Genomic DNA, 25,357 nt, shown 5'->3' on the forward strand with positions numbered 1-25,357 from the left:
GTTGGCTTCAGGATTGCCGTCTGCGGAGCAGGCTACGCAGCGCTACGCTATTGTGCACAAAACCCACGCCGACACCCAGCAGGGTGTAAATAATCCCCAGCACCAGCAACATCATCACATCGCCCCAGACCTCGTTCAGCGACAGTCCCATCTGGTTTACCCCAGCAACCGCCTTGGTGGCCCAGGTCGAGGGAATACAATAGGAAATCGCCCGCACCCAGCCCGGCATTGCCTGTAGCGGCCAAATGGTACCAGAGAGGTAGAATATCGGCGTGGTGATAAATGCCAGCGTCAGGTAGATCATTTCAACGCTGCGCAGGCACTCGGTCACCAGCTTACCCAGCCCCAGTACCGCCAACAGGAACGGGAAGGTCAGCAGCAAAATTTCTGGAATGCCTGCGGTCTGACGGTAACCCAGCACCCACGGCCACAGGACGAACAGCACGATCGACAGGAATAACCAGATCGGCAACAGTGCCGTCAACCCGCCCAAATGGGCCGCCAGCGGTGGCTTGCCACCGGGCATACTCTTCATGGCAATACTGACACGTACGCAGGCAATCAATAACGAGTGCTGCAACAGCATCACCAGCAAGCCGGGGAAGATAATCGCCGCAAAGCTGATACCGGGGTTGAACACATCCAGCGTCTGTCCCTGTATGGGCGTCAGGATCACCTGCGCCTGGCGTTCGCTGAAACCACTGCGCAGCAATAAGCCATTGTTGTACTGGGAAAGGAGCTGTTGATAGGCTGCCACCACGTCTTGCTGGATCTGGCCATTGGCCAGCCGGTTGGTGGCATCGCCGTAAACCGGCACCACGATATTTTGGCCGCTCAGGATCTTTTTCTCCAGATCCACCGGCATGATGATCACCGCGAACAGCTTACGCCAGCCGAGGTCACTTTTTGCCTGCTCGAGGCTGTCGTAAGTCACTATGGCAATCTTCGAGGTGGCATCCAGTTGGCGGATCAATTCACGGCTGGCCGTGCTGTGGTCCTGATCGATAACGCCGACCGGCAGATCCCACACCGTTCGGTTGGCATAGACCATGCTCATGACGCACAGCGACAGAATTAGCATCAGCCACATCGGCCGCTCCAGCATGCCCAACAGCACCCGGACGAAGGTTTGCCAGTAGATTTTCATCCTGCGTTCCCTTCCTTCAGCAACCGCGGCAGCAGCCGGTTACGCACCAGCAGCGCGGCCACCAACGGATAGACAAACAACAACGCGCAAACGCTGAAGATGGCACTGGCCGGTACCTGCCGCAGGAACACGTCAAACATCGCATACAGCGCATGGGTCAAGGGCTCAATATTGGAGATGATGCGTGCCGGTAACGGCATCGACAGCTCCGGTACCGCCATCCCCGAGAAGGTCAGCGCAATACTCACCAGGATGGCGATTAGGCTGTAGGCGGTGATGGTGGTGCTGGTAAAGGTATACAACAGCAGACCAATGCTCTGCGCCGCCATCACGTAGAAGAAAGCTATCATCAGCATGAACAGCGGATTACCGCTGACGCGGGCATCAAAAATGCCCACCAGCGCGGCAATCTCAACCATCAACAGACTGGTGAAACACAGGGTGTAGGGTGCCAGTTTACCCAGCAGCGCCAGGCTGAACGGCCGGGCCGTCAGTAGCGATTTACTGCGTGCCAGCACGTAGATCATGCAGGTCACCACAAACAGCTGTAACAGGTGAATAGTGGCGGCAAACTGCTGGTAATAGATGTAGCTGCCGCTGGCATTGAATAAACTGCCGTACGACAGCGTCACGTCCGCCAACGGCGGCAAGGTTTTCCCCATCTCGGCGGCGATAATGCTGCGGTAGTTGGCGTTAATCTCGGTCATCAGACCGCTGAAATCCTGGGTGGAATACAACCCGGCCCCATAGAACAACGCGTTGTAGTACATCACCACGCTCGGCTGTTTGCCCGCCAGCGCATTGGCTTCGAAATCCGGCGGCACATACAGCAGCGCGTAATCCTGTGCACTACGCAGACGGTGCAGCGACTCGGCCAACCCGCCGTCATAGAGTTCGACATGGGCATGAGAGCCGGCATCCAGTCTGCGGGTCAGCGACTTGGACAGCGAACTGTGATCGTTATCCACCACCGACACCGGCAGATCGAGCAAGGTGCCTTCGGAAAAGTTGCTGCTGATCAGGCCAAACAGGATCAGCGGAAAAATCCAGCTCAGCCAGTGCACGACCGGGCTGCGGAAAGCAACGCGGCACTCGTTGTCAAACGCGTGGCTGAAGCAGCGCCAACCGGCCCTTACTCTTTCCATAGCCATAAGCTGCTCATCCCTGGACGCAGGCCGTCAACCGGCTGTGACGGATATAGGCGCACTTCAAAGGTTTTCAGGTCGAAGTCACCGGTGGCGCGGGTGGCGCGTTTAGTGGCGTAGTCACCCAGCGGCGCAATGTAACGTACCTCTGCTTCGATCATTTTGTTCTTCAGCGCCGGTACACGCATCTGGATCTTATCGCCCTTGCGCACATGAGCCAAAATGTCTTCACGCAGGTTAAACACGAAGTAGGCATCCGGAACGCGGATCAGCGTCAGCAACGGGCTGCCGGCATTCAGCAGTTCTCCCACCTCCGCCGGGATCGGCCCCACTTCACCGGCCACCGGGGCTACAACCCGCAGATCGTCCGTCTGGGCTTTCACTTGCAGCAGGTTTTCTTCCGCCGCCCGCAGCGCTGCAGCATATTGCTGGCGCAGTTCGACACGGTCGCCGTTAGTGCCTTCGTCCAGATTGGCCTTGGCCGCCTGCACCTGTTGGAATGCAGTGTCACGTGCACGGCGCGAGCTGTCCAACTCGGACTTCGAAATATAGCCTTTGCCGGATACGCTCAGGTTACGGTTGTAGTCATTCTGCGCATTACGGTATTGCGCCTCGGCCTGCGCCAGGTTTGCACGCAGATTACGGATGCTTTCTTCACGCGTGCCGTGCAGAGATTGGTCGAGCTGCGCCTTGGCTTCATCGCGTGATGCCTGTGCAGAACGCAGTTGCGCCATCAACTCCGGACTATCAAGCTGGATCATGACCTGTGCGGCTTTCACGTCGTCACCCCGCTCCACCAGCCGTTCAATCACTCGCCCCTTGGCTTTGGAGGCCACGATCACCTCCGGCGCGTCCACTTCCCCTTGCAATAACAAATCCTGATTATGCGCGCGGAACAAAATCGCCATGGCGACCGCCACCACCATCAACAGTAAGGTAAACAACGTCTTTTTTTTCATTCTCTCAGCTCCCTGAGCGATAAGCGGCGGGTGGAATCATCACGTCCATATTTCAATCGGCTCCCAAAAAAACCATTTTACTCATAAGGATATCACAAGCACATATATCCTCTTTTATAACCATAAATTGGATTATGCTTTTAACACTAAAAGCACATTTGGCTTTGTAGTTTGCAGACTTCTGCAATCGCCCTTTAAGCGATCAACTCTTTGATGGACGATGTCATGACTGAAAAAACGGCGGTACCTGTCTCAGTATTGGATTTATCCCCTATTCCGCAAGGGGCCAAACCGCGCGATGCATTTCACGCCTCTTTAGATCTAGCACAACATGCCGAAAAATGGGGCTTCCAGCGCTATTGGCTGGCAGAACACCACAATATGACCGGCATCGGCAGCGCAGCCACCTCGGTGCTGCTGGGCTATCTTGCCGCCGGTACCCAGAGCATCCGCCTCGGGTCCGGTGGCGTGATGCTGCCCAACCATGCACCGTTGGTGATCGCCGAGCAGTTCGGCACGCTGGAATCGCTTTATCCCGGGCGTATCGATCTGGGTCTGGGGCGCGCTCCCGGAACCGACCAACGCACCATGATGGCGCTGCGTCGTCATCTGTCCGGTGAAGTGGACAATTTCCCACGCGACGTGCAGGAACTGCAGCATTACTTCTGTGATGTCCAACCGGGCCAGCCGGTGCAGGCGGTGCCCGGCCAGGGGCTGCATGTGCCGATCTGGCTGTTGGGCTCCAGCCTGTACAGCGCACAGCTGGCGGCACAGCTCGGCCTGCCGTTCGCCTTCGCTTCCCATTTTGCGCCAGAGATGCTGTTCCAGGCATTTAATCTGTATCGCGATAACTTCAAGCCTTCCGAGCAGTGTCAGCAACCGCACGCCATGGTATGTGTCAACGTGGTGGCCGCCGACAGTGACGCTGAAGCTCGCTTCCTGTTTACCTCGATGCAGCAGCAGTTTATCAATCTGCGCCGCGGCTCGCCGGGCCCCTTGCCGGCGCCAGTCGACAATATCCACGCCTTGTGGACCGCCGGGGAACAATACGGGGTCGATCAGGCACTGCGCATGTCGGTTATCGGCAATGAAGCGACCGTACGCAGCGGGTTACAGACACTACTGAACGAAACCGGGGCGGATGAAATCATGGTCAACGGCCAGATCTTTGACCATCAGGCCCGGCTGCATTCGTTTGAGATTGTCGCCGCCGTGAAGGGCGATTTGGTGAAAGCCTAAGTGAGAACTGGGGGAGATGATCCCCCAGTTTATTACCTCCCTGTTTTTCCTTTTCCCCTGACTGCTGACTAGCGTTGGATCAGGTAACGGATGGTCGGCCCGTCCTGCTGGATATCCAGCACCTTATAGCCGTGGTTGCGTGCATCAAGGGGAATGTTGTTGATCGACTGCGGGCAGTCGCTGATCACCTCGAGGATTTCCCCGGGCTTCAACTGCGGCATCGCCTCCAGCGTCGCCACCGCCGGATAAGGGCAAGGCTCACCCAGCATATCCAACCGGTAATCCGGCACTATCGCCGCTTGTTTCATGACACACTCCTTAAATTAACCACCTGCGCATCGGGTTTGGCGCGGAAAAAGCGTTTCTCCCACCACAGCATGGCGCCAAACGCCACTGCCAGCAGCAGATAGGTCACCAACAGGCCGCCAATTGGGCCGAAGGTCTCCAGCAGGTTGACCTTATCGTAGTCGGTGGCCAGCGTTGGGGCCAAATCATCCCAGTAATAGGCCAACAGCGTAGCACCAATGATATTCCCCAACCCTACCCACCAGTAATGCACCTGACCTTCTACCGCGCGGTACATCCAGCCAGTTTCGCAGCCGCCCGCGAGGACGATGCCGAAACCAAACAACAATCCGCCCAGTACCGCATTGGGGCCAGCCCACATGATTTTTGGTGCCACACCCAGTTGCACGTAGCTGAAAATACCAATGGCACTGGCAGCCATACCGAGAATGATCGCTTTCGCCATGTGAGTACGGCCGCTGATCCACAGATCGCGGAACGCCGAGGTGAAGCAAATTTGCGCCCGTTCAATCAGCAGGCCAAAACCAATACCAAACAACATGGCAATCCCCAACTTAGGGGCATCAAACAACGTCCACAGCGACCAGGCGATCGCCAGACAGAAAACCACCATGCCCAGACGGAAGCGGCGGCGCGCCTGTTCCGGCTTTTGGGTCAGCGGCGCGGCGGCCTTCACTTTCTGCAATTTGATCGGAATTCGGAACATCGGCAGCAGGGTAAATTTTGCACCAAAGTAAGAACCGGCGGCGGTCGCCAGCGCAAAGAACCAGGCGTGCAGCGAGAACTGCGGAATGCCGGTAAAGAAGGCAGCCAGGTTGCAGCCCATCGCCAGGCGCGCCCCAAAACCGGCGATAATCCCCCCCAGCAGCGCCTGCACAATGCGGATGCGGTTCTGCGGCTGGCGCAGCTTGATGTTGTTGGCCCATAGCGCAGCGGCGATACAGCCGGCGAACATGCCGATGATCATTCTGCCGTCGATGCGCTGTAGCGGCGTCCCTTCAAGGCCGATGACCTTGAAGTAACCCCATTGCTCGGGGTGCAGACCGAACCACTGCAAAACGTGGCCGCCCCAGCGGGTAAACTCGCCGGTCACCGCCCAGAAGGCCCCGGTCAAACCGAAGTAGTAGGTAGAAAGGATCCCGGCGGCAATCACCGCAGGTAAAGGTGCCCAAAAGCGCACCAGGTATTGAGACTTAAACTGCTGCCAACTCATGGCATCTCCCGTGCGTAGTATTCATAAGAAAAAACCTTATAAATGATACGCCATTTTCTGCCCATTAACGGCGAATTTCAGGCATAAAAAAACCAGCCCGAAGGCTGGTTTTTAGTCCGATTAACCGTGAACAGCTAAATCAGGCGTTATGCATCACCGAAGCGACGACGTGGTGCAGCCGGAGCGGCGTCATCACGACGTGGTGCGCGTTGACCGTCACGGTTGAAGTTACCGCCACGACGCTCGCCACCGTTACCGGCAGGTGCAGCAGCACCGCCTTCACGACGATCACCGAAAGAACGACGGCCTGGGTTTGCCCCTTCACGACGTTCGCCGTTGAATGGACGAGCCCCGCCACGACGCTCACCGTTACCGGCAGGTGCAGGACGCTCACGACGTTCATGCGGCTGTGCATCGCCCAGCAGTTGCATGTTCATCGGCTTGTTCAGGATACGGGTACGGGTGAAATGAGACAGGATCTCGCCCGGCATACCTTTTGGCAGCTCGATAGTGGAGTGGCCGGCAAACAGCTTGATGTTACCAATGTAACGGCTGCTGATGTCGCCTTCGTTAGCGATCGCACCAACGATATGACGAACTTCAACGCCGTCATCACGGCCCACTTCAATGCGGTACAGCTGCATTTCGCCAACGTCACGACGTTCACGACGTGGACGCTCAGCGCCACCGTCACGGCTGTCTGGACGCGCGTCACGACGACGGTCGCTACCGCGATCGTCACGGTCGTTGAATTCACGACGCTGACGCGGTTTAAACACAGGATCAGCTGGCAGGATCAGAGGACGTTCGCCCTGTGCCATTTTCAGCAGTGCTGCGGCCAGAGTTTCCATTTCCAGTTCTTCTTCACCCGGCTGCAGTTTAGCCAACAGGCCGCGGTACATGTCCAGATCGCTGCTTTCCAGCTGTTGCTGTACTTTAGCGGCAAACTTGGCCAGACGACGCTCACCCAGCAGTTCTACATTCGGCAGTTCAACTTCTGGAATGGTCAGCTTCATGGTGCGTTCGATGTTACGCAGCAGGCGGCGTTCGCGGTTTTCAACGAACAGCAGCGCACGACCGGCACGACCAGCACGGCCAGTACGGCCGATACGGTGAACGTAAGACTCGGAATCCATAGGGATGTCGTAGTTCACAACCAGGCTGATACGTTCAACGTCCAGGCCACGGGCAGCAACGTCGGTCGCGATCAGGATGTCCAGACGACCATCTTTCAGACGCTCCAGGGTCTGCTCACGCAGGGCCTGGTTCATGTCACCGTTCAGTGCGGCGCTGCTGTAACCACTGCGCTCCAGCGCTTCGGCCACTTCCAGGGTCGCGTTTTTGGTACGGACGAAGATAATCGCCGCATCAAAGTCTTCAGCTTCCAGGAAACGTACCAACGCTTCGTTTTTACGCATACCCTGCACAGTCCAGTAGCTCTGGCTGATGTCCGGACGGGTAGTGACGCTGGATTGAATGCGCACTTCCTGCGGATCTTTCATAAAGCGACGGGTAATGCGACGAATAGCTTCCGGCATGGTTGCAGAGAACAGCGCGGTCTGATGTTCAGCCGGGATCTCCGCCATGATGGTTTCAACGTCTTCGATAAAGCCCATGCGCAGCATTTCGTCGGCTTCATCCAGCACCAGACCGCTCAGGTTAGAGAGGTTCAGAGTGCCACGCTTCAGGTGGTCCAGCAGACGGCCTGGGGTACCAACTACAACTTGCGGGCCCTGACGCAGAGCGCGCAGCTGAACGTCATAACGCTGGCCGCCGTACAGGGCCACAACGTTAACGCCATTCATGTGTTTTGCGAAATCGGTCATTGCTTCAGCAACCTGAACCGCCAGTTCGCGGGTCGGTGCCAGCACCAGAATCTGAGGTGATTTCAACTCAGCTTTCAGGTTGTGCAACAGTGGCAGCGAGAATGCTGCAGTTTTACCGCTACCAGTCTGTGCCATGCCCAGCACATCGCGGCCGTTCAACAGGTGAGGAATACACTCAGCCTGGATCGGTGACGGTTTTTCGTAGCCCAGATCGGTCAGGGCAGAAATGATCGGAGCAGACAGCCCCAGGTCAGCAAAAGAGGTTTCAAGCTCAGTAGTCATGTACACGTGCCTCATTAATAATGGCAGCCAGTCTACATAACTCGTCGAGAAAATTTTCAGTCATTTTCATTGAAAAGTGTGAACCGGCTCAAATTAGATTATAAAACGAACAAAAAAGCCCTCGCCCGTTAAGGCGATAACTTTGGCAAAAAACCAATGTATATCAGGCTGATAGTTGTTCGTCAGCTATTGCTGGTCCGATTCCGATAGGTCGTCTTGTTCTTGGCCCAACAGCGCCAATTCCAACAATGCATAGCGGTGCTCAACGAAGTTGTGAACGTTGTTAGCAACCGTCAGTTTGAACAGCGCCGAAGCGGTGTCCTTGTCCCCCAGACTCAGGTAGTGTTTACCCAAATAGAAGTCAGTTTCACTGAGATGCTCAGCGAGCGAAGTGTTATCCGTTGCATCTGCCTTGAGCCTTTCCATCAGCGTTTTTTCACTGATGTTGCCCAGGTAGAATTCGACAATATTCCATCCCCATTGCCCTCGGTTCGCTTTGTCATAACGCTGCTTGAGCGCTACGTCAGCCTTCTTGGGATCGATTTCTCTTTCCACAAGATATAGCCACAACGAACGGAAGGGATCGTTTGGGTCGTCTTGATAAAACGCCTGCAGATCATCCTGCGCCAACGGGAAGCGGCCGCCATAATAAAGAGCGATGCCCCGGTTTAAACGCGCGTAATTGTAAGTTGGATCAAGCTCTAGTACAGAATCAAACGCTTCATAGGCAGCATCAAAATTGCCTGCCTGCGTTAAGTAAATGCCCAGGTAGTTGAAAACTTCTGGCATATCAGGACGTATCGCCAGCGCTTGCGAGAAATCATTGCGCGCCAGTGCACGTAGCCCGAGGCTATCATACAGCACACCGCGCTCATATAAAAGCTGCGCACGCTCATCGTCCGTCAGTGCCCGGCTGGCAAGTATTTGTTCCATGCGCGCCAGGATCACTTCCTGCTGCAGAGTTGGCTGCAACGGGATCGCCAAAACTTCGTCTTTACGCCAATCATGGTTGCTGCATCCTGCCAGCATGAGTGCTGTCGCAACGTAACACCAGCGCAAGAAAGGCTTCATTTCCCACTCCCGAAGACAAACATTGGATGAACATCCTCTCATCCGTTTGCTAATACGCAGGCATCCTACCCGCGCGATACGAACAGCTCCCAACCCCATGGCGGGGAGCTGTAAATCTATCTATACAGTTATTCTGCTTCAGGCGCAGGTGAACCTGCTTCTGGTGCTGTCGCTTCTTTGATGCTCAGACGCACACGGCCCTGACGGTCAACTTCCAGTACCTTAACCGGTACTTCCTGACCCATCTGCAGATAGTCGGTCACTTTCTCAACGCGCTTGTCAGCGATTTGAGAGATGTGCACCAGACCTTCTTTACCGCCGCCGATCGCCACGAATGCGCCGAAATCAACGATACGGGTAACTTTACCCTGGTAAATACGGCCCACTTCGATCTCGGCAGTGATCTCTTCGATGCGGCGGATAGCGAATTTCGCTTTCTCACCGTCGGTAGCAGCGATTTTAACTGTACCATCATCTTCGATTTCGATGGTAGTACCGGTCTCTTCAGTCAACGCACGGATGACAGAACCGCCTTTACCAATCACGTCTTTGATCTTGTCCGGGTTGATTCGGATAGTGTGAATACGTGGTGCAAACTGAGAGATATCGCCACGCGGGGTGCTGATAGCCTGTTCCATCACGCCCAGGATGTGCAGACGCGCGCCCTTGGCCTGGTTCAATGCAACCTGCATGATTTCGCGGGTGATGCCTTCAATTTTAATGTCCATCTGCAGCGCGGTAATACCGTCACGGCTACCGGCCACTTTGAAGTCCATGTCGCCCAGGTGATCTTCGTCACCCAGAATGTCAGACAGAACAACAAAGTTATCTTGTTCTTTCACCAGGCCCATTGCGATACCGGCAACGGCAGCCTTGATTGGCACACCTGCGTCCATCAGCGCCAGTGAAGCACCACAGACGGAAGCCATGGAAGAAGAACCGTTAGATTCGGTGATTTCAGAAACCACACGCACCGTGTACGGGAAATCTTCTGGTTTAGGCATCATAGCCAATACACCGCGTTTCGCCAGGCGACCGTGACCAATTTCACGACGTTTTGGTGAACCTACCATCCCGGTCTCACCAACGGAGTACGGAGGGAAGTTGTAGTGGAACAGGAAGCTGTCGGTTTTTTCGCCCATCAGCTCATCCAGGTTCTGCGCGTCACGGGCGGTGCCCAGTGTTGCGGTAACCAGTGCCTGAGTTTCACCACGGGTGAACAGTGCGGAACCGTGGGTACGCGGCAGCACGCCGGTGCGCACGTCCAGACCACGAATCATGTCTTTTTCACGGCCGTCGATACGCGGCTCGCCACGCAACACGCGGCTACGAACGACGTTTTTCTCAACGCTACCCAGGATGTCCTGAATTTCAGACGCGTCCAGAGTTTCGTCCTGTGCCAACAAGGTTTCAACAACGCTGCTCTTGATCGCATTTACCTGAGCGTAACGCTCTTGTTTTTCGGTGATGTGATAAGCGTCGCCCAGGCGGCCTTCTGCCAGTTCTGCAACGCGCGCGTGCAGCGCTTCGTTGACTGCAGGTGCCTGCCAGTCCCACTTGGCTTTGCCGGCTTCGGCAACCAGGGAGTTAATGTTCTCGATAACGATTTGCTGTTGCTCGTGGCCAAAGACCACCGCGCCCAGCATCTGATCTTCGCTCAGAACGTCAGCTTCGGATTCAACCATCAGTACTGCGCCAGCGGTACCGGCAACCACCAGATCCAGGCTGCTTTCTTTCAGCTCGTCGCTGGTTGGGTTCAACACGTATTGATTGTTGATGTAACCCACGCGGGCAGAACCGATTGGGCCATTGAACGGAATACCGGACAGGCTCAGAGCTGCAGAGGCGCCGATCATCGCAACGATGTCCGGGTTAACCTGCGGGTTAAGGGAAACTACGGTCGCGATAACCTGAACTTCGTTCAGGAAGCTGTCCGGGAACAGTGGACGGATCGGACGGTCAATCAGACGGGAGGTCAGGGTTTCGCCTTCGCTCGGACGGCCTTCACGACGGAAGAAGCTACCCGGGATACGACCAGCAGCGTAAGTACGCTCCTGATAGTTAACCGTCAGCGGGAAGAAGCTCTGGCCTGGTTTGGCTTTTTTCTGGCCAACTACGGTAACGAATACGGCGGTGTCATCCATGCTCACCATAACGGCGGCAGTGGCCTGACGAGCCATCATACCGGTCTCAATAGTGAGGGTATGCTGGCCATACTGGAATTTGCGAATGATCGGTGTCAGCAAAATTATATCCTTAGATTAGGCGCGCAATCGTATTGACGACTCGACACGCCAGTGACTCGGTTTGCCTTCTCACTACATCCTCGCGACTAATGACAATCCTTATCTCAAGCCTGAGACAAAGCCTCTCATTAGCCGCGCGAACCTCTGTAACGGAAGATCCTGTTTGGAAACATCAGTAATACATTAACCTGATTTGCTTATGCTTCCTAGAAGAAAGGGGCCCAAATAGGCCCCTTTCCACTGAAACTCGCTTGATTAGCGACGCAGACCCAGACGCTCGATCAGGCTGGTGTAACGTGCTACATCTTTACGCTTCAGGTAGTCCAGCAGCTTACGACGCTGAGAAACCATACGCAGCAGACCACGACGGCTGTGGTGATCTTTTTTGTGCTCAGAGAAGTGGCCTTGCAGATGGTTGATCTGCGCAGTCAACAGGGCAACCTGAACTTCGGAAGAACCGCTGTCGTTAGTACCACGACCGAAATCAGCTACGATTTTAGCTTTAGCTTCAACACTTAGAGACATTGTCATACTCCAGATTATAGATAATAAATACAGGCGCCGATCTCTAATTCAGCAACCCAATGCATAAGCTGCGCCATTCTACTCTTAGCGCAGTACGATCGCAAGACAGTGCGTTTTCTGCCCTTAGTCGAAATATTCGACTACCAGGCGGCGCGGCGCCACACGACCGTCATCGGCAATATCACCCACGCCGATAAATTTACGCTCTTCACCTTCGGTGATACGCACCATGCCCGAGACCGGTGCGCCGGCAACCTGAACCGGTTGCCCCTGCTTCACGTAACCCGCGACAACGGGCAGCAGATTCACTTCCGGGTAGTTCTCCACCGGGCTGTCCATCGGCATCAACAGCGGATCGAGCAGCTCAGCCGGGGCGACTTCCTGCCGGTGGGCCTGCTCCAGCAATTCATTCAACTGCTCCAGCGTGACCATGCGCTCAGTTGGGTAGGTCGCCACCTGCAGGCGACGCAGGTAGATCACGTGTGCACCGCAACCCAGCAGCTCACCGAGGTCATCGGTAATGGTGCGGATGTAAGTCCCTTTCGAACAGTGAATTTCCAGCTCCAGCTCATCCCCTTCCCAGCGAATAAACTGCAGTTCGTAAACGGTAATGCTGCGCGCTTCACGCGGTACTTCGATACCCTGGCGAGCATACTCATAGAGTTTCTTGCCCTGGTACTTCAGCGCCGAATACATCGAAGGCACTTGCTTGATATCGCCACGGAAACTGTCCAGCGCCACATCGAGCTGCGCCTGGGTGAAATTCACCGGCCGCTCCTGCACTATCTGACCGTCAGCATCCGAGGTATCGGTACGCTGGCCAAGTCGGGCAATCACACGATAGCGTTTGTCGGAATCAAGCAGGAACTGTGAAAACTTGGTCGCCTCACCGAGGCAAATCGGCAGCATGCCGGTCGCCAGCGGGTCGAGCGCGCCGGTGTGGCCCGCGCGATTGGCGTTATAGAGGCGTTTTACTTTTTGCAGGGCGTCGTTGGACGACAGCCCCTGCGGTTTGTCCAGCAACAGGACACCGTGGATATCACGGCCGCGGCGACGAGGGCGACTCATTAAGCCTCCTCGTCATCGCCTGATGCGGAACGGCGTTCGGCGTCATTCTTCACTACGTTGGTCACCAGGTTGGACATGCGCATGCCTTCAACCAGAGAGTTGTCGTAAGCGAAGGTCAGCTCAGGCACTACGCGCAGACGCATGGCTTTACCCAGCAGCGTGCGGATATAACCTGAAGCGTCTTCCAGAGCTTTAATGCCTTTAGGCACCAGATCCGGATCGGCGTTTTCGGTCAACACGTTCAGGAAGGTGACGTAAACTTTGGCGTAGGCTAAATCACGGGAAACTTCTACACCAGAAACGGTAGCCATGCCGACACGCGGGTCTTTGACTTCACGTTGCAAAATGATAGCAATCTCTTTTTGCATCTCTTGTGCCACGCGCTGACCGCGGCTGAATTCTTTTGCCATTTTGTGGATTCTCCAGACAAATCGGGGGGCACAAGGCCCCCCAGAACAGACTTAAGCAGATGTGCTAGCGTTAAGCGATGGTGCGTTGGATCTCGATGATTTCGAATACTTCGATCATGTCGCCGACGCGCACGTCGTTGTAGTTCTTAACACCGATACCACATTCCATGCCGTTACGGACTTCGTTAACGTCATCTTTGAAGCGGCGCAGGGATTCCAGCTCGCCTTCATAGATAACCACGTTGTCGCGCAGAACGCGGATTGGGTTGTGACGTTTGATATTACCTTCGGTAACCATACAACCTGCAATGGCACCAAATTTAGGCGATTTGAACACGTCACGCACGGCGGCCAGGCCGATAATCTGCTGCTTGTATTCAGGCGCCAACATACCACTCATCGCCTGCTTCACTTCGTCGATCAGGTTATAGATCACGGAGTAGTAACGCAGATCCAGGCTTTCTGCTTCAATCACGCGGCGCGCAGAAGCGTCGGCGCGAACGTTGAAGCCCAGGATGATGGCGTTGGAAGCCGCTGCCAGCGTGGCGTCGGTTTCGGTGATACCACCTACGCCAGAGCCAACAATCTTCACTTTCACTTCGTCGGTAGAGAGTTTCAGCAGTGATTCGCAAATCGCTTCACAAGAACCCTGTACGTCGGATTTCAGTACGATGTTCAGCTCAGAAACTTCACCGTCGGTCATGTTCGCAAACATGTTTTCCAGTTTGGATTTCTGCTGACGCGCCAGTTTAACTTCGCGGAACTTGCCTTGGCGGTACAGCGCAACTTCACGCGCTTTCTTCTCGTCACGCACTACCGTCACTTCATCACCGGCAGCAGGAACGCTGGACAAGCCCAGGATCTCAACCGGAATAGAAGGACCTGCTGAGGTCACTTCGTGACCCAGTTCGTCACGCATCGCACGCACACGGCCGTATTCGAAGCCACACAGAACGATATCGCCTTTATTCAGCGTACCTTCCTGTACCAGCACGGTAGCGACCGGGCCACGACCTTTATCCAGGAAGGATTCGATAACTACGCCGCTGGCCATGCCGCTGCGTACCGCTTTCAGTTCGAGAACTTCAGAACGCAACAGGATAGCTTCCAGCAGTTCGTCGATACCGGTACCGGCTTTCGCAGATACGTGAACGAACTGTGCTTCACCGCCCCACTCTTCCGGCATAACACCGTACTGGGACAGTTCCTGCTTAACGCGGTCCGGATCGGCTTCCGGCTTGTCAATTTTGTTTACTGCAACAACCAAAGGTACCTTCGCCGCTTGCGCATGCTGGATAGCTTCGATGGTTTGCGGCATAACGCCGTCGTCGGCAGCAACAACCAGAACAACGATGTCTGTCGCCTGAGCACCACGAGCACGCATGGAAGTAAAGGCTGCGTGGCCTGGGGTGTCCAGGAAGGTGATCATGCCGTTTTCGGTTTCTACGTGGTAAGCACCGATATGCTGGGTAATACCACCGGCCTCGCCTGCTGCCACCTTGGTGGAGCGGATGTAGTCCAGCAGAGAGGTTTTACCGTGGTCAACGTGGCCCATGATGGTCACAACTGGCGCACGTGGCTCAGCCGCAGCACCGGTATCACGGTCGCTCATCAGCGCTTCTTCCAGTTCGTTCTCACGACGCAGGATAACTTTGTGGCCCATCTCTTCGGCAACCAGCTGTGCGGTTTCCTGGTCGATGACCTGGTTGATGGTAGCCATTGCGCCCAGTTTCATCATCGCTTTGATGACCTGAGAGCCTTTAACCGCCATCTTGTTAGCCAGTTCGGCTACGGTGATGGTTTCGCCGATCACAACGTCACGGTTAACCACCTGAGCCGGTTTGTTGAAGCCTTGCTGCAGAGTGCTTGGCTTACGCTTACCTTTACCACCACGGGTCACGGCACGCGCTTCTTCACGGTCTGCTTTAGACTCGGAAAGTTTGTTGCCTTTCTTCTGCTTGGTCGCTTTACCGCCACGAGTGCGGGCGCGGCGTTCGCCTTCAACTTTAGCGTCGTTTTCGTCTTCGGCAGCACGGGCGTGCTGGGAAGTGGTTACATGATAATCGGCAGTTTCAACCGCTGCGCTGGCTTTCTCAGCAGCAGCCCATTCTTCGCCTTTCTCTTCGGCCATGCGGCGCGCTTCTTCCGCTACGCGTTTGGCGTCTTCTTCAACCTTGCGCCCAACTTCCTCTTCCGCTTTACGTTTCAGTTCAGCGGCTTCGGCTTCACGGCGTGCTTTTTCTGCCTGTGCTGGCTTGGTCATTTCGTCGGTATGTTGATTCGTCACTTTTTCTTTTTCCGCTGAATTACGCTTAGCGATCTCCGCGGCCTCACGTTTGGCTTGCTCTTCGGCTGCGCGCTTTGCTTCTGCTTCGCGTTTCGCCAGCTCTTCTGCTGCGCGCTGTGCCTGCTCTTCCGCTTCACGCTGTGCCTGCTCTGCCGCTTCAGCCTGTTGGGCTTCTGGCGTATCGCGATTTACATAAGTGCGTTTCTTGCGGACCTCAATTTGCACCGATTTACTTTTACCGCCGGTGCTCGGAATATTCAAGGTGCTGCGCGTTTTGCGCTGCAATGTAAGCTTACCCGGCGCGCTACCGTGTTCACGGTTCAAGTGCGCCAGTAAGGCTTCTTTCTCATGTTGGGTTACAGAGTCGCTCTCCGACTTGTTAATCCCTGCATCAGCAAACTGCTGTACCAGGCGATCAACTGGAGTTTGGATCTCTGCTGCCAGCGATTTTACGGTTACATCTGTCGTCATGCTGTTCCTTCCTGCTACAGTTTATTACGCGTTGTCGCCAAACCAACAGATATTACGTGCGGCCATAATCAGCTCGCCGGCTTGCTCATCGCTAAGCCCTTCAATATCAGCCAGATCGTCAACACCCTGCTCGGCAAGATCTTCCAGCGTACAAACCCCACGCGCGGCCAGTTTAAAGGCCATGCTGCGCTCAAGACCCGACAGGTTGAGCAAATCGTCAGCAGGTTTTTGGTCGCCCAGGCTTTCTTCTTGTGCCAGGGCCAGCGTGGTCAATGCAGCTTTGGCGCGATCGCGCAACGCTTCAACCATATCTTCATCCAGACCGTCGATTTCCAGCAGCTCTTTGATTGGCACGTAAGCCAACTCTTCCAGAGTAGAGAAGCCTTCTTCAACCAGTACGGTGGCGAAATCTTCGTCAATATCAAGATGTTTGGTGAAGGTATCAATGGCGGCATGAGCTTCGGCCTGGTGCTTGGCCTGCAGATCGTCCGCCGTCATCACGTTCAGTTCCCAACGGTCATCGTCACGATGTTGTTTTAACAGCTGGGATGCCAAACGCACGTTTTGGCCATTACGGCCGATCGCCTGTGCCAGATTGCTGGCTTCAACGGCGATATCCATAGTGCAATTATCTTCATCAACCACGATCGAGGCAACATCTGCCGGCGCCATGGCGTTGATGACGAACTGCGCAGGGTTATCATCCCACAGGATGATGTCGATACGTTCGCCGCCGAGCTCGCTCGAAACAGCCTGAACGCGCGCACCGCGCATACCGACACAAGCGCCGACTGGGTCGATGCGCTTGTCGTTGGTTTTCACTGCAATTTTTGCACGGGAGCCAGGATCGCGGGCTGCCGCTTTAATTTCAATCACTTCTTCGCCGATTTCCGGTACTTCGATGCGGAACAGTTCTTTCAGCATCTCGGCGCTGGAGCGGCTGACAAACAGCTGCGCACCACGGGCTTCAGGACGAACGGCGTACAGGATACCGCGGATGCGGTCGCCTGGACGGAAGTTTTCGCGTGGCAGCATGTCTTCACGGCCAATGACCGCTTCGGCATTGCTACCCAGATCCAGCGCAATGCTGTCACGGTTAACTTTCTTCACCACGCCGGTGACGATTTCACCTTCGTGCTGACGGAATGCGTCAACCACCATCGCGCGCTCGGCTTCACGTACTTTCTGTACGATAACCTGTTTCGCGGTTTGAGTGGTGATACGATCGAAGGTCACAGATTCAATCTGATCTTCGATGTAACCGCCCAGCTCGATGCCTGGCTCTTCATACTGTGCAGCTTCCAGCGTGATTTCACGCGTTGGCTGAGTCACTTCATCTACAGCAACCCAACGACGGAAGGTATCGAAATCACCCGTTTTGCGGTCAATGCTGACGCGAACTTCGATTTCCTGCTCGTATTTTTTCTTGGTGGCGGTGGCTAATGCGGTTTCCAGCGCTTCGAAAATCTTCTCACGCGGAAGGGATTTTTCATTGGAAACAGCTTCAACAACAGCCAGAATCTCTTTATTCATCCTAGTTGCCTCATCCAAACTTTAAAAGTGGGGTACCAGGTTCGCTTTCTGGATGTTGCTCAGCGCGAACACTTCATCTTTCCCTTCCACAGTAACCGTGATCATCTCGCCATCGACAGACTTGATAATGCCCTGCCATTTGCGACGGTTCTGTACGGCCATGCGCAGGACCAAGCTGACTTCGTCACCGAGGAAACGAGTATAGTGCTCGGCGGTGAACATCGGGCGATCAAGGCCAGGAGAGGAGACTTCCAAGTTGTAAGCGACTGTGATTGGCTCTTCGACGTCCAATACAGCGCTGACCTGGTGGCTGACATCAGCACAATCGTCAACATTGATGCCGTTTTCACTATCAATATAGATACGGAGCGTCGATTGGCGCGCACGAATAAATTCGATGCCTACAAGTTCAAAGCCCAACGCTTCTACCGGTGCCGAAAGCATCTCTGTTAATTTTTGCTCTAATGTGGACAAGCCCACCCCCAAGACATAAAAAAAGGGCCTAATAGCCCAGTGATTCTGTTGCCAAATAACAAAAAACCCCGAAAATTCGGGGCTTTATGCAACTGGACCCTGTTTGCCGCTAAGCGGCTTCGGTGCAACTTTCTAACAAGTGTCATTTTCAAATGTTGATCGAGAAAAGCGGAATTCAATCGAAAAGTGTATTTGAAAATAAACACTTAAAGGAAAGTGGTTGCGGGGGCCGGATTTGAACCGACGACCTTCGGGTTATGAGCCCGACGAGCTACCAGGCTGCTCCACCCCGCGTCCGAAAACGTGGCAAATATTACGCCGATAATCGCAAAATAGCAAGTTATCTCTGGGATTTGGTACCGAGGATGGGACTCGAACCCACAAGCCCGTTAGGGCACTACCACCTCAAGGTAGCGTGTCTACCAATTCCACCACCTCGGTACTGATTCTTACTGCTAACGGCTGTTATTTATATCGAGGTAACAACAACCGTTTTCAAACTCTGTTACTGCCTGGCGCTTACTGCGGGATATCGCTGCTCGGCTTGGTTGGTGCTGCCGGCGCGGTAGTCTGCTCAGATTTCACTGGCTGACCCAGATTTTCCCACTCGCTGCCTTTCTTGGTCTGGTTGGTGCTAAGGTTGCCCAGGATCAGGCTGATGACGAAGAACAACGTCGCCAGCACAGCCGTCATGCGGGTCATGAAGTTGCCGGAACCACTCGAACCGAACAACGTGCCAGACGCACCTGCTCCGAATGAGGCTCCCATATCAGCGCCTTTACCTTGCTGCAGCATAATCAGAGCTACCAGCCCGATTGAGATCAGCAGGAAAATTACCAGAAGAGCTTCGTACATAGTTGTACCCGTATCCTTGCGGCTTCACCGCGTGCCAAATGCTTCACACCCCATAGGCTTCTTTTCTAAAAAGAAGTCGCAGGCGTTATATCAAACTGCCCACTGAAGCGGGTGTGAATACTAACCAAAGGCGCTAAACCACGCAAGGGCAATTTGCAGCCACCGGCGCGTTTGCGGAAAAAAACACCAATAAAATTCGCAGTCTGTGATTTTCGGGGGCAACGACCGCCCCCGGACTCATCAGCGCTCCATTAACCCGCAGATTTCACGGCATCAGCGATACGATGCGCCAGCGCAGTCACCTGCTGCTCGTCTTCACCTTCCACCATCACGCGGATCAGGGGTTCGGTACCGGATTTGCGCAGCAGAACACGACCGCGACCGGCCAGTTCCACTTCAACCTGCTCGGTAATTTTACGCACTTCTTCGGACTCCAGCGGGTTGTGCTCGCCGACAAAGCGCACGTTGACCAGAATTTGCGGCAGCAATTTCATGCCGCTGCACAGATCGTGCAGACTCATACTGTTGCGAACAATCGCGGTCAGCACCTGCAGGCCAGCGACGATACCGTCACCCGTAGTAGTTTTGTCCAGCAGGATCACGTGGCCGGAGTTTTCCGCCCCAATACGCCACCCCAGCTCCTGCAGCTTCTCCAGTACATAGCGGTCACCGACTTTCGCACGAGCAAAGGGGATCCCCAACTGCTTGAGCGCCAGCTCCAGCCCCATGTTGCTCATCAGCGTACCGACCGCACCACCGCGTAACTGGCCCTGACGCAGCCCTTCGCGGGCAATGATATACAGGATTTGATCGCCGTCGACCTTGTTGCCAAGGTGATCAACCATCATCACGCGGTCGCCGTCACCGTCAAATGCCAGGCCGACATGGGCTTTTTCCTGCAGCACACGCTCCTGCAGTTGACGAACGTCGGTCGCTCCGCATTTTTCATTGATATTCATGCCATCCGGCTCAACGCCGATGGCAATCACTGTGGCACCCAACTCGCGCAGCACGCTTGGCGCAATGTGATAGGTTGCGCCATTGGCGCAGTCCACCACGATTTTCAGGCCTTTCAGGCTCAGTTCGCTCGGGAAGGTACCTTTACAGAATTCGATGTAGCGGCCGGCAGCGTCGATGATCCGGCTGGCCTTGCCCAATTCTGAGGATTCCACGCAGGTCAGCGGTTTTTCCATTTCGGCTTCAATAGCTTCTTCAACATGGTCCGGCAACTTGGCCCCATCAATCGAGAAGAACTTAATGCCGTTGTCATAAAACGGGTTATGCGATGCCGAGATCACAATACCAGCTTCAGCACGGAAGGTACGCGTCAGATACGCTACCGCCGGTGTCGGCATCGGGCCAGTGAACGAGGCAGACAGCCCCGCAGCGGCAAGCCCAGCTTCCAGCGCCGACTCCAGCATATAGCCGGAGATTCGGGTATCTTTACCGATAATAATTTTACGAGAACCGTGACGTGCCAGTACCTTACCCGCCGCCCAGCCAAGCTTCAGAACAAACTCAGGGGTAATAGGACTATCACCGACCTTGCCACGAATGCCGTCGGTACCAAAATATTTGCGCTCGCTCATGTCTCTATCATCCCTTAGCTGAAAGTGTTGCCTCGACGACACGCATCGCCTCGACGGTTTCTTTAACGTCATGCACTCTGACAATCTGCGCGCCCTGCATGGCGGCGATCACCGCGCAGGCCACACTGCCGATGACCCGCTGCTCAGGGGGCACGTTCAGTAGTTGCCCAATCATCGACTTACGCGACATTCCCACCAACAACGGCAGGCCGAAGTGATGAAACTCTGACAATCTGGCCAGAAGCTGATAATTGTGCGCTAAATTCTTACCGAAACCGAATCCTGGGTCGAGCAGCAATTTCTGATTTGTAATCCCGGCGGCGTTACAGCGTTCAATATGCCGTTGGAAAAAGGCGTTTACGTCACCGATAAGGTCATCATAGTGCGGCGCCTGCTGCATGGTTCGCGGTTCACCCTGCATATGCATCAGGCATACCGGTAGCCCAGTTTCTGCGGCTGCGGCCAGCGCACCCGGCTCCTGCAACGAGCGAACGTCGTTAATCAAATGCGCCCCCGCCAGGGCCGATTCACGGATCACCCCGGCTTTTGAGGTATCCACCGAGATAAAGACTTCAAAACGACGGGCTATCGCTTCCACCACGGGCACTACGCGTGCGATCTCTTCTTCTTCACTGACCTCTGCCGCTCCCGGTCTGGTCGACTCGCCACCCACATCAATCATGGTCGCACCGGCCGAAATCAGTGCATGGGCATGCAGCAACGCCTGATTTAGCGAGTTGTGTTGGCCGCCGTCAGAAAAAGAATCCGGTGTTACGTTGAGGATCCCCATCACCCGTGGATGGGAAAGATCGAAAGTTGTGTCTCGCACGGTTAACTGCATTACTAATCCACCTTACTGTTGCCTGGTTCACTGCCCGCCGGACAATAAAAAACCCCGGCATGCCGGGGTTCGATGTTATTACACAGCTAAAGTTACTTGTCTAGCTGTTCAGACATGGTATTGCCTGGGTTTGGCGTACGTGGCTCATCTACCGGCGTTGGGGCCTTTGGTGTGCCACCATTGTCGGAGTTGCTGCCTTTGCTCGCATCGTCCCAACCCGCTGGCGGACGCACGTCTTTGCGGTTCATCAGATCGTCGATCTGTGGCGCATCGATGGTTTCATACTTCATCAGCGCATCCTTCATTGAATGCAGGATGTCCATGTTTTCCATCAACAACGCACGCGCACGGATGTAGTTGCGTTCGATCAGGGATTTAACTTCCTGGTCGATGATGCGCGCGGTTTCATCCGACATGTGTTTCGCCTTGGCCACGGAGCGGCCCAGGAACACTTCGCCCTCTTCTTCCGCATACAGCAGTGGCCCCAGCTTCTCGGAGAAGCCCCACTGGGTCACCATGTTGCGGGCAATCGAGGTCGCCACTTTAATGTCGTTCGACGCACCGGTAGAGACTTTCTCTGGCCCGTAAATGATCTCTTCAGCCAGACGACCACCGTACAGAGTAGAGATTTGGCTCTCCAGTTTCTGACGGCTGGCGCTGATTGCATCGCCTTCCGGCAGGAAGAAGGTGACACCCAATGCACGGCCACGAGGAATAATCGTTACCTTGTGTACCGGGTCGTGCTCAGGAACCAGACGGCCGATAATGGCGTGGCCTGCTTCGTGATACGCGGTCGACTCTTTCTGCGCTTCGGTCATCACCATGGAGCGACGTTCCGCACCCATCATGATCTTGTCTTTGGCTTTTTCGAACTCAACCATCGACACGACGCGTTTGTTGCCGCGAGCGGCAAACAGCGCTGCTTCGTTGACCAGGTTAGCCAGGTCAGCACCGGAGAAGCCCGGAGTACCACGTGCCAATACTGAAGCATCAACATCTGGCGCCAAAGGCACGCGACGAGAATGCACTTTCAGGATCTGTTCACGGCCACGTACGTCAGGCAGACCAACCACAACCTGACGGTCGAAACGGCCTGGACGCAGCAATGCCGGGTCAAGCACGTCTGGACGGTTGGTCGCAGCGATGACGATAATGCCTTCGTTGCCTTCAAAGCCGTCCATCTCAACCAGCATCTGGTTCAGCGTTTGCTCACGTTCATCGTGACCGCCACCCAGACCTGCGCCACGCTGGCGACCGACGGCGTCGATTTCATCGATAAAGATGATGCACGGAGCCGCTTTTTTGGCCTGTTCGAACATGTCACGCACACGAGACGCACCGACACCCACAAACATTTCCACGAAGTCGGAACCGGAAATGGTGAAGAACGGCACTTTTGCCTCGCCGGCGATCGCTTTCGCCAACAGCGTTTTACCGGTCCCTGGAGGGCCAACCATCAGCACGCCTTTAGGGATCTTGCCGCCCAGCTTCTGGAAACGGCTCGGTTCGCGCAGGTATTCCACCAGTTCGCTCACTTCGTCTTTTGCTTCGTCGCAACCAGCAACGTCAGCAAAAGTGGTTTTGATCTGGTCTTCCGTCAGCATGCGGGCCTTGCTCTTGCCGAAGGACATCGCGCCCTTGCCGCCGCCGCCCTGCATTTGCCGCATAAAGAAGATCCAAACCCCGATCAGCAACAGCATCGGGAACCACGAAATAAAGATAGAAGCCAGCAAACTCGGCTCTTCAGGCGGTTCACCAACAACTTTCACATTCTTGGTTAACAACGTATCCAACAATTTAGGATCGTTGACAGGGATGTAGGTCGTGTATTTGTTACTGTCTTTCTTGGTAACGTTAATTTCACGTCCGTTGATTCGCGCTTCGCGAACCTGGTCCTGGGTCAGCTCGGACATGAAGGTAGAGTAATCCACCCTACGGCCATTCGACTCGCTGGGCCCAAAGCTCTGGAATACAGACATCAACACTACCGCGATGACTAACCAGAGAATTAGGTTTTTCGCCATGTCACTCAAGGGATTAACCTCATATTACAACTGTGTTAACAAACAGCGTTAGGGTACTACAGCTTGCGCCCTGTCGCTACAATGTACACTTCGCGCGAACGTGCGCGGGAAGCGTCTGGCTTACGAATCTTAACCTTCGTAAACAGGGAGCGAATTTCCCGTAGGTACTCGTCAAAACCATCTCCCTGGAACACCTTCACCAGGAAACTTCCGCCTGGTGCGAGGACATCACGACACATTCCCAGTGCTAATTCCACCAGGTACATCGATCTTGGAATATCGACGGCCGGAGTGCCACTCATATTCGGGGCCATGTCAGACATAACCACCTGAACCTTGCTTTCACCTACACGTTCCAACAGAGCCTTGAGCACCAGTTCATCACGAAAATCGCCCTGAAGGAAATCGACGCCAACGATAGGATCCATTGGCAAAATATCACAGGCGATAATACGGCCGGAACCGCCGATCTGGGTCACGACATATTGCGACCAGCCCCCCGGTGCCGCACCCAAGTCCACTACGGTCATACCGGGTTTAAACAGTTTGTCACTCTGCTGTATTTCATCAAGTTTAAACCAGGCGCGCGAACGCAGCCCTTTTTTCTGCGCCTGTTGAACATATTTATCGCTAAAGTGTTCTTGTAACCAGCGACTGGAGCTAGCAGAACGCTTTTTATTAGCCATCTCGTTTTCCAACTATCATAAAAAGAGTCTTAATGTCAGGTTCGCTGCTCATGTAGACTCACACCGGTGAAGACCGATTTGGTGATATACATGAGATGGCGGTAGAATGTACCGTTTTCAATCCCAACTTAAGCAAAAAAGACAATGAATCTGAATAATAAACAAAAACAGCACCTGAAAGGCCTGGCGCATCCGTTAAAACCGGTTGTCATGCTGGGTAATAACGGTCTCACCGAAGGGGTGCTGGCTGAAATTGAACAGGCTCTGGAGCATCATGAGCTGATCAAGGTAAAAATCGCTGCTGAAGATCGCGAGACCAAAACCCTGATCGCCGACGCTATCGTGCGTGAAACGGGTGCCTGCAACGTGCAAGTCATCGGCAGTACGCTTATTCTTTACCGCCCGTCTAAAGAGCGCAAGATCAGTCTACCGCGTTAATAAGCATTGGGTTAACGAAAAGGTGCCATGCACCTGATTCAGATAAAAGGCCGCGTGCGGCCTTTTTCCTTTCTTTACAAAACCCTGGCGATTTTCTGAACGAATGCAGAATGATCAGAGATAATCAACCTTCAAGATCTCATAATCGACATCGCCACCCGGGGTTTTTATCACTACCACGTCATCAACTTCTTTACCGATCAAACCGCGCGCCATCGGTGAATTCACCGAAATCAGATTTTTCTTGAAATCGGCCTCGTCGTCACCAACGATGCGGTAGGTCACTTCTTCTTCGCTATCCAGGTTCATCACCGATACGGTGGAGCCAAAAATCACGCGGCCATTATTTGGCATCTTGGTGATATCGATCACCTGCGCGTTCGACAGCTTGGCTTCAATTTCCTGGATACGTCCTTCGCAAAAACCCTGCTGCTCACGCGCGGCATGGTACTCTGCGTTTTCTTTCAAATCGCCGTGTTCACGGGCGTCAGCGATGTCCGCAATGATTTTCGGACGGCGCACCCCTTTCAAAAAATCGAGTTCTTCACGCAGTTTTTCAGCGCCAAACAAGGTCATCGGAATCTGTTTCATAATGTAAATACCTCTAAATCTTTCCTGTTCAAATAACCGTCATCCTGACGTGTTCGAATGAAAAAACGGTGGATACATGCCCCCCGCCTCCAGGCGACAAACAAAAGAAGCCTGACTCGGAACTGTTGCCC

23 protein-coding genes and 2 tRNA genes are annotated in these 25,357 nt (G+C 54.5%); 2 read left to right on the forward strand and 23 right to left on the reverse strand.

The window, feature by feature from the left end; genetic code table 11:
- Positions 1-7 precede the first annotated feature (7 nt).
- Genes F8R23_RS15285 through F8R23_RS15295 form a run of 3 tightly spaced genes read right to left on the reverse strand, consistent with a single transcriptional unit; the run spans position 8 to position 3,251 of the window.
- Complete coding sequence (locus F8R23_RS15285; RefSeq protein WP_129935219.1) at positions 8-1,147, reverse strand: ABC transporter permease; 1,140 nt, start codon at positions 1,145-1,147, stop codon at positions 8-10.
- Positions 1,144-2,298, reverse strand: coding sequence for an ABC transporter permease (locus F8R23_RS15290; protein WP_085119493.1), 1,155 nt, complete (start codon positions 2,296-2,298; stop codon positions 1,144-1,146). Before F8R23_RS15290 ends, F8R23_RS15285 begins: the two co-directional genes overlap by 4 nt.
- On the reverse strand, positions 2,280-3,251 hold the full coding sequence (locus F8R23_RS15295) for an HlyD family secretion protein (protein WP_129937980.1): 972 nt from the start codon (positions 3,249-3,251) through the stop codon (positions 2,280-2,282). The genes F8R23_RS15290 and F8R23_RS15295 overlap by 19 nt, the downstream gene beginning before the upstream one ends.
- A 225-nt stretch (positions 3,252-3,476) precedes the next feature.
- On the opposite strand from F8R23_RS15295, the gene F8R23_RS15300 reads away from it, so the two are divergent.
- Positions 3,477-4,490 carry a luciferase-like monooxygenase gene (locus F8R23_RS15300; RefSeq protein ID WP_176979870.1) on the forward strand — a complete coding sequence of 338 codons (1,014 nt, stop codon included), beginning with the start codon at positions 3,477-3,479 and terminating at the stop codon, positions 4,488-4,490.
- A 68-nt stretch (positions 4,491-4,558) separates the two neighbouring features.
- Here the strand turns inward: F8R23_RS15300 and yedF are convergent, their stop codons facing one another.
- The 19 genes from yedF to rlmE all read right to left on the reverse strand — a co-directional run bounded on the left by yedF (position 4,559) and on the right by rlmE (position 24,197).
- Positions 4,559-4,798, reverse strand: a complete 240-nt coding sequence (gene yedF, locus F8R23_RS15305) for a sulfurtransferase-like selenium metabolism protein YedF (RefSeq protein WP_004952879.1) — start codon at positions 4,796-4,798, stop codon at positions 4,559-4,561.
- Positions 4,795-6,009, reverse strand: a complete 1,215-nt coding sequence (yedE, locus tag F8R23_RS15310; protein ID WP_129935223.1) for a selenium metabolism membrane protein YedE/FdhT — start codon at positions 6,007-6,009, stop codon at positions 4,795-4,797. Before yedE ends, yedF begins: the two co-directional genes overlap by 4 nt.
- A 146-nt stretch (positions 6,010-6,155) precedes the next feature.
- A complete protein-coding gene (locus F8R23_RS15315) occupies positions 6,156-8,117 on the reverse strand; it encodes a DEAD/DEAH family ATP-dependent RNA helicase (protein WP_112347921.1) in 1,962 nt (653 codons plus the stop codon).
- Positions 8,107-8,187: a protein YrbN gene (gene yrbN / locus F8R23_RS24425; protein WP_096335046.1), complete on the reverse strand. Its 81-nt coding sequence runs from the start codon at positions 8,185-8,187 to the stop codon at positions 8,107-8,109. Before yrbN ends, F8R23_RS15315 begins: the two co-directional genes overlap by 11 nt.
- Before the next feature lie 116 nt (positions 8,188-8,303).
- A complete protein-coding gene (nlpI, locus tag F8R23_RS15325; RefSeq protein WP_099064500.1) occupies positions 8,304-9,188 on the reverse strand; it encodes a lipoprotein NlpI in 885 nt (294 codons plus the stop codon).
- Between the two features lie 128 nt (positions 9,189-9,316).
- A complete protein-coding gene (gene pnp / locus F8R23_RS15330; RefSeq protein ID WP_085119483.1) occupies positions 9,317-11,434 on the reverse strand; it encodes a polyribonucleotide nucleotidyltransferase in 2,118 nt (705 codons plus the stop codon).
- Between the two features lie 255 nt (positions 11,435-11,689).
- Positions 11,690-11,959, reverse strand: coding sequence for a 30S ribosomal protein S15 (rpsO, locus tag F8R23_RS15335; RefSeq protein WP_012004950.1), 270 nt, complete (start codon positions 11,957-11,959; stop codon positions 11,690-11,692).
- A 123-nt stretch (positions 11,960-12,082) separates the two neighbouring features.
- Positions 12,083-13,027: a tRNA pseudouridine(55) synthase TruB gene (gene truB / locus F8R23_RS15340; RefSeq protein ID WP_112347920.1), complete on the reverse strand. Its 945-nt coding sequence runs from the start codon at positions 13,025-13,027 to the stop codon at positions 12,083-12,085.
- Positions 13,027-13,437, reverse strand: coding sequence for a 30S ribosome-binding factor RbfA (gene rbfA / locus F8R23_RS15345; RefSeq protein WP_085119479.1), 411 nt, complete (start codon positions 13,435-13,437; stop codon positions 13,027-13,029). The genes truB and rbfA overlap by 1 nt, the downstream gene beginning before the upstream one ends.
- A 70-nt stretch (positions 13,438-13,507) precedes the next feature.
- Positions 13,508-16,195 carry a translation initiation factor IF-2 gene (gene infB / locus F8R23_RS15350; protein ID WP_112347919.1) on the reverse strand — a complete coding sequence of 896 codons (2,688 nt, stop codon included), beginning with the start codon at positions 16,193-16,195 and terminating at the stop codon, positions 13,508-13,510.
- Positions 16,196-16,219: 24 nt separating this feature from the next.
- The gene (gene nusA, locus F8R23_RS15355; RefSeq protein WP_112347918.1) at positions 16,220-17,728 is read right to left on the reverse strand and encodes a transcription termination factor NusA; all 1,509 of its coding nucleotides are present in this window, start codon (positions 17,726-17,728) and stop codon (positions 16,220-16,222) included.
- 21 nt (positions 17,729-17,749) lie between these two features.
- Entirely contained in the window at positions 17,750-18,202 is a 453-nt protein-coding gene (gene rimP / locus F8R23_RS15360; RefSeq protein ID WP_071827073.1) for a ribosome maturation factor RimP, read from the reverse strand.
- A gap of 217 nt (positions 18,203-18,419) precedes the next feature.
- Positions 18,420-18,496: transfer RNA gene (locus tag F8R23_RS15365), tRNA-Met, on the reverse strand.
- A 60-nt stretch (positions 18,497-18,556) separates the two neighbouring features.
- A tRNA-Leu gene (locus F8R23_RS15370) sits at positions 18,557-18,643 on the reverse strand.
- Positions 18,644-18,721: 78 nt separating this feature from the next.
- Entirely contained in the window at positions 18,722-19,057 is a 336-nt protein-coding gene (secG, locus tag F8R23_RS15375; RefSeq protein WP_012004944.1) for a preprotein translocase subunit SecG, read from the reverse strand.
- 251 nt (positions 19,058-19,308) lie between these two features.
- A complete protein-coding gene (gene glmM / locus F8R23_RS15380; RefSeq protein ID WP_085119475.1) occupies positions 19,309-20,646 on the reverse strand; it encodes a phosphoglucosamine mutase in 1,338 nt (445 codons plus the stop codon).
- A 7-nt stretch (positions 20,647-20,653) separates the two neighbouring features.
- Positions 20,654-21,487, reverse strand: coding sequence for a dihydropteroate synthase (gene folP / locus F8R23_RS15385; RefSeq protein ID WP_099064497.1), 834 nt, complete (start codon positions 21,485-21,487; stop codon positions 20,654-20,656).
- A gap of 92 nt (positions 21,488-21,579) precedes the next feature.
- The gene (gene ftsH, locus F8R23_RS15390) at positions 21,580-23,511 is read right to left on the reverse strand and encodes an ATP-dependent zinc metalloprotease FtsH (RefSeq protein ID WP_085119471.1); all 1,932 of its coding nucleotides are present in this window, start codon (positions 23,509-23,511) and stop codon (positions 21,580-21,582) included.
- Between the two features lie 56 nt (positions 23,512-23,567).
- Positions 23,568-24,197 carry a 23S rRNA (uridine(2552)-2'-O)-methyltransferase RlmE gene (gene rlmE / locus F8R23_RS15395; RefSeq protein WP_012004940.1) on the reverse strand — a complete coding sequence of 210 codons (630 nt, stop codon included), beginning with the start codon at positions 24,195-24,197 and terminating at the stop codon, positions 23,568-23,570.
- A 144-nt stretch (positions 24,198-24,341) separates the two neighbouring features.
- On the opposite strand from rlmE, the gene yhbY reads away from it, so the two are divergent.
- Positions 24,342-24,635 (forward strand): ribosome assembly RNA-binding protein YhbY, encoded by a 294-nt coding sequence (yhbY, locus tag F8R23_RS15400; protein WP_004933536.1) that lies wholly within the window; start codon positions 24,342-24,344, stop codon positions 24,633-24,635.
- 114 nt (positions 24,636-24,749) lie between these two features.
- Here yhbY and greA read toward each other — a convergent pair whose 3' ends face one another.
- Complete coding sequence (gene greA, locus F8R23_RS15405; protein ID WP_085119470.1) at positions 24,750-25,226, reverse strand: transcription elongation factor GreA; 477 nt, start codon at positions 25,224-25,226, stop codon at positions 24,750-24,752.
- Positions 25,227-25,357: the final 131 nt, after the last annotated feature.

The sequence above is a fragment of the Serratia proteamaculans genome, assembly GCF_008830365.1.
Classification (GTDB): Bacteria; Pseudomonadota; Gammaproteobacteria; order Enterobacterales; family Enterobacteriaceae; genus Serratia; species Serratia proteamaculans.